General features: G+C 66.7%; 9 protein-coding genes. 8 read left to right on the top strand and 1 reads right to left on the bottom strand.

Annotated features, from left to right (window positions below):
• Nucleotides 1–16 precede the first annotated feature (16 nt).
• The 8 genes from ACSQ27_RS08220 to ACSQ27_RS08255 all read left to right on the top strand — a co-directional run bounded on the left by ACSQ27_RS08220 (nucleotide 17) and on the right by ACSQ27_RS08255 (nucleotide 13635).
• Entirely contained in the window at nucleotides 17–496 is a 480-nt protein-coding gene (locus tag ACSQ27_RS08220; protein WP_436154961.1) for a TRAP transporter small permease, read from the top strand.
• Nucleotides 493–1791, top strand: a complete 1299-nt coding sequence (locus ACSQ27_RS08225) for a TRAP transporter large permease (RefSeq protein ID WP_436154962.1) — start codon at nucleotides 493–495, stop codon at nucleotides 1789–1791. Before ACSQ27_RS08220 ends, ACSQ27_RS08225 begins: the two co-directional genes overlap by 4 nt.
• A complete protein-coding gene (locus tag ACSQ27_RS08230; RefSeq protein WP_436154963.1) occupies nucleotides 1792–2724 on the top strand; it encodes a ribokinase in 933 nt (310 codons plus the stop codon).
• Between the two features lie 236 nt (nucleotides 2725–2960).
• Nucleotides 2961–4541: an efflux RND transporter periplasmic adaptor subunit gene (locus ACSQ27_RS08235; protein WP_436154964.1), complete on the top strand. Its 1581-nt coding sequence runs from the start codon at nucleotides 2961–2963 to the stop codon at nucleotides 4539–4541.
• 25 nt (nucleotides 4542–4566) lie between these two features.
• Nucleotides 4567–7656 (top strand): efflux RND transporter permease subunit, encoded by a 3090-nt coding sequence (locus ACSQ27_RS08240; RefSeq protein ID WP_436154965.1) that lies wholly within the window; start codon nucleotides 4567–4569, stop codon nucleotides 7654–7656.
• Between the two features lie 664 nt (nucleotides 7657–8320).
• Nucleotides 8321–11626, top strand: coding sequence for an efflux RND transporter permease subunit (locus tag ACSQ27_RS08245; RefSeq protein ID WP_436154966.1), 3306 nt, complete (start codon nucleotides 8321–8323; stop codon nucleotides 11624–11626).
• Between the two features lie 75 nt (nucleotides 11627–11701).
• Entirely contained in the window at nucleotides 11702–12190 is a 489-nt protein-coding gene (locus tag ACSQ27_RS08250; RefSeq protein WP_436154967.1) for an endonuclease domain-containing protein, read from the top strand.
• A gap of 26 nt (nucleotides 12191–12216) precedes the next feature.
• Nucleotides 12217–13635 (top strand): efflux transporter outer membrane subunit, encoded by a 1419-nt coding sequence (locus ACSQ27_RS08255; RefSeq protein ID WP_436154968.1) that lies wholly within the window; start codon nucleotides 12217–12219, stop codon nucleotides 13633–13635.
• 10 nt (nucleotides 13636–13645) lie between these two features.
• Here the strand turns inward: ACSQ27_RS08255 and ACSQ27_RS08260 are convergent, their stop codons facing one another.
• The gene (locus ACSQ27_RS08260; protein ID WP_436154969.1) at nucleotides 13646–14146 is read right to left on the bottom strand and encodes a hemerythrin domain-containing protein; all 501 of its coding nucleotides are present in this window, start codon (nucleotides 14144–14146) and stop codon (nucleotides 13646–13648) included.
• Between the last annotated feature and the right edge of the window lie 66 nt (nucleotides 14147–14212).

Genomic DNA, 14212 nt, shown 5'->3' on the forward strand with positions numbered 1-14212 from the left:
CACCACCACAACGCCCATGAAAAGCTGGCCCCAAAAGGCCGCCAATGTGATTGGCGGCGGACTCTTCCTGACCCTGTTCATCGTGTTCGTGATCCAGATCACGGCGCGGTTTTTCTTCAACAAGCCTTTGGCCTGGACGGATGAAGCCGCCGTGATCCTGTATGTCTGGGTCATCCTGTGGGCCGCCGCCGTGGTCGTGCCCGAGCGCGAGCACGTGGTGTTCGACCTGGTCTGGAACAACATGCCTTACCGCGTGCGCCAGGCCATGGCCATCGCCGGCAACCTGCTGGTCGGCGGCCTGGCGGCCTGGGGCATCCCCGGTTGCTGGGACTACGTGCATTTCATGGCCCGCGAGGGAACGCCCGTGCTGGGCGTGTCCTTCCAATGGGTCTTCATGCCTTTTGTGCTGCTGCTCGCCGCCCTGGCGCTGCGCTCGGCCTGGGCGATCTGGAACGCGATCCGTGGCAAGGGTCTTGAGGCGGAGTTGCGCATATGACAAGCGGTATCTGGGTATTGGTTGGGGTGCTGGCGGGCGGCATGCTGCTGCGCATGCCCATCGGTTTTTCGATGATCGCGGCCGGCATCGGCTACCTCGTGGTCAAGGGCCAGGACGTGGGCCTGGTGGCCGAGCAGATCGGCAACGGCCTCTACAACAGCTATGTGCTGCTGGCCGTGCCGCTGTTTGTGTTCGCCGCCAACATCATGAATGCGGGCACGGTCAGCGAGCGCATTTTTGACTTCTGCCGCATCCTGGTGGGCCGCATGCGCGGCGGGCTGGCGCAGGTCGACATCCTGGTCAGCGTGATCTTCTCGGGCATGAGCGGCAGCGCCATCGCCGACGCGGCCGGCCCCGGCCTGGTCACGATCCGCCAGATGCTCAAGAAACCGGAATACACGCGCGGCTTTGCCGGCGCCGTGGTGGTGGCCAGCGCCACGCTGGGCCCCATCATCCCGCCCTCGATTCCGATGGTGATCTACGCGCTGGTCTCCGGCGCCTCGGTGGGTGCGTTGTTCCTGGGCGGCGTGGTGCCGGGCTTCCTGATGGCCGGGCTCATGATGGGCGTGGTTGCCGTCATCGCCAAGAAACGCAACATGCCGCGCGACGAACCCGTGCCGCGCTCCGAGTGGGCCGGCCTGATCTTCCGCGGCGCCCTGCCGCTGTCCATGCCCATCGTGCTGCTGGGCGGCATCTATTCGGGCATCTTCACGCCGACCGAGGCCGCCGCCGTGGCCGCGCTGCACGCGCTCATCCTCGCGGCCCTGGTGTTCCGGGCCCTGACCTGGCGCAGCTTCTGGGGGGTGGTCATGGAATCCACGCGCGCCAGCGCCGTGATCACCATGATCCTCGCCGGCTCCTTCATGCTCAATTACGCCTTCACCGCTGAAGGCGTGCCGCAGTCCATGGCCATGTGGGTCGACAGCATGCATTTTTCGCAGATCGGCTTTTTGCTGATGGTGAACGTGATGTTCCTGGTGCTGGGCTGCTTCCTCGACGTCTCGGTGCTGCTGCTGGTTTTTGTGCCCATGCTGCTGCCCGCCGCCAAGCTGCTGGGCGTGGACCTGGTGCACTTCGGCGTGCTGGTGGTGCTCAACATGATGATCGGCCTGATCCACCCGCCCTTCGGCATGCTGCTTTTTGTGACCAAGGCGCTCACCGGCATTCCTATCGGCGAGATGATGAAGGAAGGCTGGCCTTTCCTGGTCATGTTGCTGCTGCTCCTGCTGGCCATGACCTGCTTCCCGCAGATCGTTCTCTGGCTCCCACAAACCATGGGCTACGGAGCCAAGTAAATGACAGCCAAGGCAGGTGAAGCCGCCGACGTGGTCTGCGTAGCAAGCTGGAACGCAGATTTGATCTCTCAGGTAGCGCGCCCCATTGCCCGCGGCGAGACGCTGATGGCCTCCGCCTTCAGCATCAGCCCGGGCGGCAAGGGCAGCAATGCCTCGGTGGCCGCCGCGCGCCAGGGCGCGCGCGTGGCGCTGATCGCCCGCATCGGCGACGACGACTTCGGCCGCATGGGCATGGAGCTCTGGCAGGCCGAGGGCATCGCCACCCAACACGTCGAGCGCGTGGCAGGCGAGCGCAGCGGCGTCGCGCAGATCCTGGTCTATGAAGACGGCGACAACAGCATCGCCGTCTACCCCGGCGCCGGCGCCGGCCTGGGCGCGCGCCACGCACAGGCCGCTGCCGGGCTGCTGGCCGGCTGCCGTGTCGTGATGGCCTCCTGCGAAGTGCCGGCCGAAGCCACGCTCGAGGCCTTTCGCCTGGCCCGCGCGGCCGGCGCCCTGACCCTGCTCAATCCCGCGCCCGCGCGCCCGCTCAGCGACGAGCTGCTCGCGCTGGTGGACGTGCTCACGCCCAACGAGAGTGAACTCTATCTGTTGGCCGGCGAGGCGCATGCCGGCTCGGCCGACCAGGCCGCCGCGCGCCTGCTCAGCCGCGGCGCCCGCGCCGTGCTGGTCACGCTGGGCGCGGCCGGCTGCCGCCTCTACCAGGCGGGGCAGCCGCCATATTCGATACCGGGCCGCCCCATGGCCGTGCGCGACACCATAGGCGCGGGCGACACCTTCACCGGCGCGCTCGCCGCCGCGCTGGCACGCGGCGAAGCCCTGCCCGAGGCCATGCAATGGGCCAATGCGGCGGCGGCACTCTCGGTGACGAAGCACGGCGCCATAGACGGCATCCCACGCCACGCCGAAGTCGCGGCGCTATCAAAACAGTAGCCTGCAAAGCCGCCACGGCGCAACTGCCCGCCGCGGTGTAGGCCGGGACCCCGCTTTACCGGACATTTACGCGCCTCTTTCGGGCCGTATACCTGCGCCCGCGGGCTTGCAGTGATAATTCCTGAGCGCTGTTCGGACAAGCCTTCGAGCTTGGCGCAAACAGCGGCGAAGACCCCATCACAAACAAAAAAAGCTGCGGCCACCTGGTGGGCGCGGCGGGCACCCAAGGACAGCCGATGGACCCGAAAGCCGAAACGCCGCAAACCGGCGCCGAAACCCCCGCCCGCAAACGCATCAGCCGCCGCGCGTCCATCATCGGCAGCGTGATCGCCCTGGTCGCCCTCGCCGGCATAGGCTGGCTGGCCTGGCACCTGACCCATCCCTCCGCCGACGCCGCTGCGGGCGGCTTTATGGGCGGCAGGCGCGGCGCACCGGCCACCACGGTCGGCGTGGCCACCGCCGAGCGCGCCAGCATCCCCATCGTCCTGGACGCCCTGGGCACCGTCACCCCGCAGGCCACCGTCAGGGTGACGCCCCAGGTCTCGGGCGTGATGCAAAAAGTCCTCTTCAAGGAAGGCCAGATGGTCAAGGCCGGCGACCTGCTGGCCACCATAGACCCGCGCCAGTTTGAAATGGCGCTGATGCAGGCCACCGGCCAGCGCCAGCGCGACGAAGCCCAGCTCGACAGCGCACGCGTGCAGCTGCAACGCTTCAAGACCTTGCTGGAACAAGATTCCATCGCCCGCCAGGAGGTCGACACACAGGCCGCGCTGGTCAAGCAGCTCGAAGGCACGGTCGTCATCGACAAGGCCAACGAAGGCGCGGCCCGGCTCAACCTCGGCTACACCCGCGTGGTCGCGCCTGTGAGCGGCCGCGTCGGCCTGCGCACCGTGGACGTGGGCAATGTGGTGAGCAGCGGCGACGCCAACGGCATCGCCCTGATCACCCAGATCACGCCCATCGACGTGGTCTTCGCCATTCCGCAGGACCACGTCGGCGAACTGCAGCAAAACGCCGCCAAAGGCGTCGTCATGCAGGTCACCGCGCTCGACCGCACGCGCGCCGTCACGCTGGACACCGGCAGCTTCGCCTCGCTGGACAACCAGGTCGACATCACCACCGGCACCGTGAAGGCCAAGGCCCGCTTCAGCAACAGCCAGCTCAATCTCTACCCCAGCCAGTTCGTCAACGTGCGCCTGCAAGTGCGCACCATCGAAAACGCCGTCGTGGTGCCGGTGACGGCCCTGCGCATGGGCAGCAGCGGCGACTATGTCTATGTGGTGAACGACAAGGAGCGCACCGTGTCGCTGCGCACCGTCAAGCGCGGCCAGGCCACCGTCGACAAGGTGGTGATCGCGTCCGGCCTGGAAGCAGGCGAGCGCGTCATCACCGAAGGCGCCGACCGTCTGAAGGACGGCGCGTCCATTGTGCTGCCCGGCGATGCACCCGCCGCCGGCGCGCGCGGCCCCGGCGGCGGCAAGCGGCAGCGCGGCGCGGCCTCCGCACCGGGCGCCGGGTCTTCCGCACCGACCGCTCCCTCGTCCGCACCCGCGGCAGGCGCCTCAGCCCCACCCGGTGCAGCCGCCAGGCCGGCCCGCGCACCCGACGGCCCCGCGACCACAGCCGCCACTACGGCAGCCGCCCATGAAGGTCCGAGCCCCGAACAGCGCAAGCGCATGCTGGACCAGGTCAAGGACGACCCGGCGGCCCTGGAGCGCCGCCAGCGCTTCCTCGCGGCCCTCGATGCCGGCGACCCCGCCGCGCTGGAACGCTGGCGCAGCATGAGGGAGAAACGCCAGGGCGGCGAACGGCAATGACAGCTCACCGCCAGGATCTTCCCGCATGAGCCCCTCACGTCCCTTTATCCTGCGCCCGGTCGCCACCTCGCTGCTGATGGTGGCCATCGTGCTGGCCGGCCTGGTGGGTTTCAAGTTCCTGCCGCTGTCGGCGCTGCCCCAGGTCGATTACCCGACCATCCAGGTGCAGACGCTCTACCCCGGCGCCAGTCCCGAGGTCATGGCCCAGACCGTCACCGCGCCGCTGGAGCGCCAGTTCGGCCAGATGTCCGGGCTGCAGCGCCTGAGCTCCACCAGCGCGGCCGGCGTCTCCATCGTCACACTGCAGTTCGGGCTGGGCATCACGCTGGACGTGGCCGAGCAGGAAGTGCAGGCCGCCATCAACGCCGGCGGCTCGCTGCTGCCCGCCGACCTGCCCGCGCCGCCGGTGTATGCCAAGGTCAACCCCGCCGACGCACCTGTGCTGACGCTGGCCATCACCTCCGACACGCTGCCGCTCACCGAGGTGCAGAACATCGTCAACACGCGCCTGGCGCTCAAGATCAGCCAGGTCAACGGCGTGGGCCTGGTCTCGCTGAGCGGCGGCCAACGCCCCGCCGTGCGCATACAGGCCGACACGCGCGCCCTCGCCTCCTTCGGCCTGGGCCTGGATTCGCTGCGCACCGCCATCACCGCCGCCAACGCCAACGGCGCCAAGGGCAGCATTGACGGCCCCACGCGCTCCTATTCGATCAACTCCAACGACCAGCTGGTGGCAGCTAGCGACTACCAGCGCCTCATCATTGCCTACCGCAACGGCGCGGCCATCCGCGTGTCCGACGTGGCGCAAGTCGTCGACAGCGCCGAGAACATCAAGCTCGGCGCCTGGAGCGGCCTGAAACCCGCCATCATCCTCAACGTGCAGCGCCAGCCCGGCGCCAACGTGATCGCCACGGTGGACGCCATCAAGGCGCGCCTGCCCGAGCTGCAGGCCGGCCTGCCCACCGCGCTCAAGGTCGACGTGCTGAGCGACCGCACCACCGGCATACGCGCCTCGGTGCTGCACGTCGAGATCGAACTGGTGCTGGCCGTGCTGCTGGTGGTGCTGGTGATTTTTGCGTTCCTGCACAGCCTGCGCGCCACCGTGATCGCCAGCCTGGCCGTGCCAATCTCGCTGATCGGCACCTGCGGCGCGATGTACCTGCTGGGCTACAGCCTGAACAACCTGAGCCTGATGGCGCTCACGATTGCCACCGGCTTTGTGGTCGACGACGCCATCGTCATGATCGAGAACATCTCGCGCTACATCGAGGAAGGCGAGGCGCCCATGGCCGCCGCCCTCAAAGGCGCGACGCAGATCGGCTTCACCATCATCTCGCTGACGGTGTCGCTGATCGCCGTGCTGATCCCGCTGCTCTTCATGGGCGACGTGGTGGGCCGGCTGTTCCGCGAATTCGCCGTCACGCTGGCCATCACCATCCTGATCTCCGCCGTGGTGTCGCTCACGCTGGTGCCCATGATGTCGGCGCGCTGGCTTACGCGCCACCCCGAAGGCGAGGTCGAAGGCGGCCGCTTCGGCCAGTCCATGCAGCGCTTTTTCGACAAGGTCATCCACCATTACGACCGCTGGCTGACCTGGGTGCTCAAGCGCCAGGGCCTGACCCTGCTGGTAGCGCTGGCCACGCTGCTGCTCACGGTGCTGCTGTATGTGCTGATCCCCAAGGGCCTGTTCCCGACGCAGGACACCGGCCAGTTGCAAGCCCGCATCGAAACCGCGCAGTCGGTGTCTTACGCCCGCATGGCCGGCCTGCAGCAGGCGGCCGCCAAGGCCATCCTCGAAGACCCGGACGTTGAAACACTGAGTTCCTTCATCGGCGTGGATGCGGCCAACAACACCATGCTGCACACCGGTCGCATGCTGATCAACCTCAAATCCAGCCGCAGCGGCAGTCAGCAAGAGACCATGGACAGGCTCAAGGAGCGCGTCGGCAAGGTGGCCGGCGTGACGCTCTACCTGCAGCCGACGCAGGACTTGACCATCGACGCCGAGACCGGGCCCACGCAGTTCCGCGTCTCGCTCGAAGGCTCGGACAACGCCACCGTGGTGCTTTGGGCCAACAAGCTCGCCGAGCGCATGCGCCAGCTGCCCGGCGTGCGCAACGTGGCTTCAGACGCCGGCTCCAGCGGCGCCTCGGCGTATATCAACGTCGACCGCGACACCGCCTCGCGCCTGTCGGTCACCACCTCGTCGATTGACGACGCGCTCTACAGCGCTTTTGGCCAGCGCATCGTCTCCACCATCTTCACCGAAACCAACCAGTACCGCGTGATCCTCGAAGCCATGCCGGACCCGCTGGCCACACCGGCCTCGCTGGGCGAGCTGCGGCTGAAAACCGGCTCGGGCAGCACCACACCGCTGTCGGCGATTGCCAGCATCCGCGAGCAGCCCGCGCCGCTGCAGATCACCCGCGTGGCCCAGTACCCGGCCACGACACTGGGTTTTGACACCGCACCCGGCATGTCGCTGGGCCGTGCCGTCGACGAAATCCGCCAGGCCGCCAAAGACATCGCCCTGCCCGGCAGTGTGACCCTGAACTTCCTGGGCGCGGCCGGCGCCTACCAGTCCTCGCTGTCCAACCAGCTGTGGCTGATACTCGCCGCCGTGATCTGCGTCTACATCGTGCTGGGCGTTCTGTATGAAAGCTACATCCACCCGCTGACGATTCTCTCCACCCTGCCCTCGGCCGGCGTCGGCGCGCTGCTGGCGCTGATGATCAGCGGCTCCGACCTCGGGGTGATCGGCATCATCGGCATCATCTTGCTGATCGGCATCGTGAAGAAAAACGCCATCATGATGATCGACTTCGCCATCGACGCCGAACGCAACGAAGGCAAGTCTCCGCAGGAAGCGATTCACCAGGCGGCCCTGCTGCGCTTCCGGCCTATCCTGATGACCACGCTGGCGGCGCTGTTCGCCGCTGTGCCCTTGATGTTGGGCTTTGGCGAGGGGGCTGAGTTGCGGCAGCCGCTGGGCTTGTCGATTTTTGGCGGCTTGATTGTTAGCCAGATGTTGACGCTGTTTACGACGCCGGTTATTTATCTTGGGTTTGATCGGTTAGGGCGGAGATTTGGGCGCAAGAAAGAGGTTCTTGCATGAGGGCCTTTCCCTCATCCTCCCGCGTTCGAAGTTCTGGCTCTCTGCCGAGGGCGGCTGGCCGGGGGTTGCCCGGCGGCAACTCACTTTTCTTTTGCTTCGCCAAAAGAAAAGTAAGCAAAAGAAAAGGCGACCCTGGTTGCTGCGTCCCTCCGCTGCGCTACGGGCAACCTGCGGTGCTCGGTCCAGACGGGGTCTCGCTAAACTCGCTTCGCTCAAACAACGCGATCCCTGATCCGTCTGGCCCTGCGCTCCTCGGCGCATCCACAAGGGGTGGAGACAGGAATACCGAGAAGCCGAATACCAAATACTTGAAGAAACAAGGACTCGCCAAGGCGAGTCCTTGTTTGCCTTCTCTCCCCGATCCCGATTGCCCCGTCCTGGCTGGGCCGAGGAGCGCAGAGACAAGCGGATCAGGGCCGGCGTTGTCTGAGCGAAGCGAGTTTAGCCGGACCCCGCTTGGCTCGAGCACCGCAGGTTGCCCGAAGCGAAGCGTAGGGACCCAGACTGCGGGTCGCCTTTTCTTTGGTGACTTTCTTTTGGCGAAGCAAAAGAAAGTTACTTGCTGCCGGGCAATCCCCGGCCAGCGGAAGCCAGAAGAGAACCCAGCCGTTAGAACAAACGAAGACTTGGACGCGCTCAGCCCGCGCGGGGAAGGAATCCCCGCATGAACCTCTCCGAGCCTTTCGTCCGCCGCCCGGTAGCCACCGTCCTGTTAACCATTGGCCTGGCCCTCGCCGGCATAGGCGCCTTCTTCGTATTACCGGTGTCGCCACTTCCGCAAGTCGACTTCCCGGTGATCTCGGTCAGTGCCTCGCTGCCGGGCGCCAGCCCTTCCACCATGGCCACCAGCGTGGCCACGCCGCTGGAGCGGCGCCTCGGGATCATCGCGGGTGTCAATGAAATGACGTCCAACAGCGGCAGCGGCTCGACGCGCATCAGCCTGCAGTTCGACCTTAACCGCAAGATCGATTCGGCCGCGCGCGAGGTGCAGGCCGCCATCAATGCCTCGCGGGCCGACCTGCCGGCCAGCCTGCGCAGCAACCCGACCTACCGCAAGGCCAACCCGGCCTCGGCGCCCGTCATCATCCTGGCGCTCACCTCCAAGACGCGTTCGCCGGGCCAGATCTACGACGAGGTCTCTAACCTCGTTCAGCAAAAAATCGCCCAGGTGCCGGGCGTGGGCGACGTCGAACTCGGCGGCGGCTCGCTGCCCGCGGTGCGGGTGGAACTCAATCCCTTTTCGCTGAACCGCTACGGCGTGAGTTCGGAAGACGTGCGCGCCGCCTTGCAGGCCTCCAACGCCAACCGGCCGCGCGGCGCCATCGAAGGCAACGGCCAGCGCTTCCAGATCTATACCGGTGCCAGCACCGCCAGCGGCGGGCGCCGTGCCGTCGATTACCAGGACCTGATCGTGGCCTGGCGCAACAACGCGGCGATACGCCTGCGCGACGTGGCCGACGTGCAGGACGGCGTGGAGAACGTCAACACCCTGGGCCTGTTCAACGGCGAGCCGGCCGTGATCGTGCTGGTCACGCGCCAGCCGGCCGCCAACGTGATCGAAACCGTCGACGGCGTGCGCGACCTGCTGCCCGAACTGCAGGCCCAGCTGCCGCAGGACGTGCGCCTGCAGGTCGCCTCCGACAGCACCAACTCCATCCGTGCTTCGCTGAAAGAGATCGAGATCACGCTGATCATCTCCATCGTGCTGGTGGTGCTGGTGGTCAGCGCCTTTTTGCGCAGCGCACGCGCCACCATCATCCCGGCGGTGGTCACGGTGGTGTCGCTGCTGGGCACCTTCGGCGTGATGTACCTGATGGGGTTTTCGCTCAACAACCTGAGCCTGATGGCGCTCACGGTGGCCACCGGCTTTGTGGTCGACGACGCCATCGTGGTGCTGGAGAACACCAGCCGCCACATCGAGGCCGGCATGGACCGCTTCAAGGCCGCGCTGCTGGGCGCGCGCGAAGTCGGCTTTACCGTGCTGTCCATCAGCCTTTCGCTGGTGGCGGTGTTCATCCCGCTGCTCTTCATGGGCGGGCAGATCGGCCGGCTGTTCCGCGAATTCGCCGTCACGCTCTCGGCGGCGGTGCTGATCTCCTTGCTGATCTCGCTGACCACCACGCCCATGATGTGCGCCTGGCTGCTCAAGCCCGACGCCCACAGCAAACCGCCCGGCCGCATCGCGCGCTGGTTCGACGCGGCCTTCCAGCGCGTGCACCGCAGCTATGAAACCAGCCTGGACTGGGCGTTGCACAGCAAGCTGCTGGTGATGCTGATCCTGGCGGCCGTGGTGGGCCTCAATGTCTACCTCTACGTGAAAGCGCCGAAAGGCTTTTTCCCGCAGCAGGACACCGGCCAGATCAACGGCGGCCTGCGCGCCGACCGCAGCATTTCCTTCCAGGCGCTGCAGGCCAAGCTCAAGCAGCTGGTCGACATCATCCGCGCCGACCCGGCGGTGGACACCGTGGTCGGCTTTACCGGCGGCTCGCGCGCCGGCGGCGGTTTCATGTTCATCAACCTCAAGCCGGTCGGCCAGCGCAAGGAAGGCGGCCAGGCCGTGATCGCGCGCCTGCGGCCGCAGCTCGCGCAGGTCACGGGCGTGAGCCTCTTCCTCAACACCGTGCAGGACCTGCGCGGCGGCGGGCGCCAGACCAACTCGACCTACCAGTACACACTCAAGAGCGACAACGCGGCCGACCTGAGCCGCTGGGCCACGCGCCTGGCCGAGCAGATGAAGACCCAGGAAGCGCTGACCGACGTGGACACCGACCAGCAGGAAAACGGCGTGGAAACCATGGTCACCGTCGACAAGGAAAGCGCCGCGCGCCTGGGCATCAGCTCGCGCGACGTGGACAACGCGCTCTACAACGGCTTCGGCCAGCGCCAGGTGGCCACGATTTACGCCGAACTCAACCAGTACCACGTGATCATGGAGGTCGCGCCGCGCTACACGCGCAGCCCCGAGTCGCTCAAGGACATCTACGTGCCGGCCAAAAATGCCGGTGGGGGCAGCGCGAGCACCACCAACACCAGTTCCAGTACGACTGCCACCACTTCCTCTTCTGCCACCACCGGGACCACGACATCCAGTAGCAGCACAGGCAGCAGCACCCCCACCATCAGCGCCAACCCGGGCCTGCGCGACTCCTCGAGCGGCAATGTGCTGAGCACCGCAGCCACCACCATGGTGCCGCTGTCGGCGATCGCGCGTTTCAGCGAGAACCCGACGGCCGCCTCCATCAGCCACGAGGACGGCGAGCTCTCGACCACCATCTCCTACAACCTCGCCGACGGCTTCACCCTGAGCGACGGCGAAGCGGCGGTGCGCCAGTCCGAGGCCGACATCCGCCTGCCCACCAATGTGCGCGGCAGCTTTTCCGGCACGGCACTCAGCGCGCAGCAATCGCAGGGCCAGCAGCCGCTGCTGATTCTGGCCGCGCTGGTGGTGATTTACATCGTGCTGGGCATCCTGTATGAAAGCCTGATCCACCCGATCACCGTGCTCTCCACCCTGCCCTCGGCCGGCGTAGGCGCGGTGCTCGCGCTGCTGATGTTCAAGCTCGACTTTTCCATCATCGCGCTGATCGGCGTCTTCCTGCTGATAGGCATTGTCAAGAAAAACGCCATCCTGATCATCGACTTCGCGCTCGAGGCCGAACGCGCGCGCGGTATCTCGGCCACCGAGGCGGTGCGCGAAGCCTGCCTGCTGCGCTTCCGACCCATCCTCATGACCACGCTGGCCGCCATCCTGGGCGCGCTGCCGCTGGCCATCGGCTTCGGTGAAGGCGCCGAGTTGCGCCGGCCGCTGGGCATCGCCATCATCGGCGGGCTGATCGCCAGCCAGCTGCTCACGCTGCTGACCACACCCGTGGTCTACGTGCTGATGGACAAGCTGCGCCGCCGCAGCCCTCTTGAGCGCCAGCTCAGCCGCCATCCCGGCGAGGCTGATGCGGTACCGCAAGCGCAATGATGAACAAGCTCCACCCTCGCTCTCCCTCTTTCTCCTTCCCCCTCTGGGGGAAGGCAGGGATGGGGGCTCCCCGACATGCAAAACCAAGCCACCTCTAACGCCAGGACCTTCGCCAAATCCCTCCGCCGGGAGATGACCGACGGCGAGCGGCTGTTATGGCAACGCTTGCGTGGAGAGCAACTGGGCGTCAAGTTCAGGCGCCAGCATCCGGTTGGCCCGTATGTGGCGGACTTTGCCTGCCTGGCTCCCCAACTGATTGTGGAGGTTGATGGGTCGCAGCATGTCGGTCAGCAAGCCTACGACGCGGAGCGTGATGCTTATTTCAAATCTCTCGGATTTGAAGTGCTGCGCTTTCCTGCCAATCTGCCGTTTTCGAATTTACCTTCGATGGTCCAGGCAATATACAACCGTGTGACTGAACTGCACCCGACTCTTCCTCTTTCTCCTTCCCCCGCTGGGGGAAGGCGGGGATGGGGGCTGCCGGCCCATGATTCACAGCCGGCTATTGACTCAAGCGCTGCAGGCCCCCATCCCAACCTTCCCCCAGAGGGGGAAGGAGCCTGAACAAGTGGCCCTGAAAGGCAAAATTTATGCATCACATCCCAAAACCTCATCGCTACATCGCCGCGGCCGTGCTCACTCTGCTCGCCACAGGCTGCGCCGTCGGCCCCGACTACAAACTCCCGGCCACCGCCGAAGTCACAAACTTCAAGGAAGCCGAAGGCTGGGTGCCGGCCGCGCCGGCTGATGCGCTGGAGCGCGGCCCGTGGTGGAGCTTGTTCAAGGACCCGGTGCTGGACCAGTTGCAGGCCCGCGTCGACGTCTCCAACCAGAACGTCGCGCTGGCCGTGGCCGCCTATGCGCAGGCGCGCGCGCTGGTGCGCGAGCAGCGCGCCTCGCTGTTCCCCTCTGTCACGCTGGACGGCGGCGCCACGCGCTCGCGCGCGAGCGGCAACGTGACCACCGGCAGTACCGGCCGTGTCGGCAACAACTACCAGCTCAGCATAGGCGGCAGCTGGGAGCCCGACGTCTGGGGCCGGCTGGGCCGTGCGGTCGACAGCGCCACCGCGGGCGAACAGGCCAGCGCCGCCGACCTGGCCTCGGCCAAGCTCTCGGCCCAGGGCGAGCTCGCCGCCAACTATTTTTCGCTGCGCCAGACCGACGCGCAAAAGGCGCTGCTCGAAAGCACACTCACCGGCTACCAGCGTGCGCTCGAAATCACGCAGAACCGCTACACCGCCGGCATCGCCGCCAAAACCGACGTGCTGCAGGCGCAGACCCAGCTCGCCAATGCCCAGGCCGACAACGCCGGCCTGGTGCGCCAGCGCGCCCAGCTTGAACATGCGATCGCCGTGCTGGTCGGCGAAGCGCCCGGCAATTTCAGCCTGCCGCCGGCGACCTGGAACCCGCTGGTGCCCGAAGTGCCGGTTGGCGTGCCCTCTGCCCTGCTGCAGCGGCGCCCCGACATCGCCGCGGCCGAGCGCCGCGTGGCATCCGCGAACGAACAGATCGGCATCGCCAAAAGCGCCTACTACCCCAGCCTGTCGCTGAGCGCCTCGGCCGGCACCGGCGCCAGCCGCGTGGCCGATCTGTTCAAGGCCTCGAGCAGCGTCTGGTCTTTGGGCCTGTCGGCCGCACAACTGATTTTTGACGCCGGCGCCACCGGCGCCCGTGTGGACGGCGCGCGGGCTGGTCACGAACAAGCCGTGGCCCGCTACCGCCAGACCGTGCTGGTCGCCTTCCAGGACGTGGAAGACCAGCTTGCGGCCACTCGCGTGCTGCAAACCCAGCAGGAGCTGCGACGCCAAGCCTCAGAGGCGGCAGACCAGGTCGAGCAACAGGTGCTCAACCGCTACCGCAGCGGCCAGGTCGGCTACACCGAGGTCATCACCGCCCAGGCCACGGCCCTCAGCGCGCGCCGCGCCCTGGTGCAGGCCATGGCCGACCGCCAGACAACGGCCGTCGCCTTGATCCAGTCGCTGGGCGGCGGCTGGCAGGTCAAGCCATAAAGCGCCGCGTTTATGCGGCGGGCTCAAGCGCTGGGCGCTCGGGGGAGCAACTGAGGCTGCCGCAACCCTGGATGGCGTCCTTGGGCAAGGCCTCCGGCATGCTCACCACACCCGTCAGCGGGTCGTAGCCTATGCCGCGCAGGTGCAGCGCCAGCGCCGCGTCCATGGTCTGCGCATGCTGCGGGAACCAGAGAGCCAGCTCTTTGGCCATATGACGCAAGGACGTGAAATCCCCGGCCTGCGCCATCAGCAGGCCTTCCCGCATGACCTGCAGCACCACCTTGTGCTGCACGGTATGGCAATTGGTCGATGAAAACCGTGTGTCCGCCATCCAGCGGTCTTCACGGCTGAAGTGCTCATCGGTGTGCTCCACCAGCGTGCGCCAGTGGCCCGCCAGCGCATCGTCCGCCGCGTTTTCCGACTGCGCCAGCAGTTCGACAAACTCCCGGTGCGTGTCATCCATCAGGGGCAGTCCGAGCACCAGGGCGTCAGACCATTGAAGATTCGGCATGTGTGTTCCAGTATTGGCAAAACACCAGCTTAAGCAATGGCTCGCCGCCAGGACTTGACCCAGGTC

It is taken from the genome of Polaromonas sp. LjRoot131 (assembly GCF_964252805.1).
GTDB lineage: Bacteria > Pseudomonadota > Gammaproteobacteria > Burkholderiales > Burkholderiaceae_C > Polaromonas.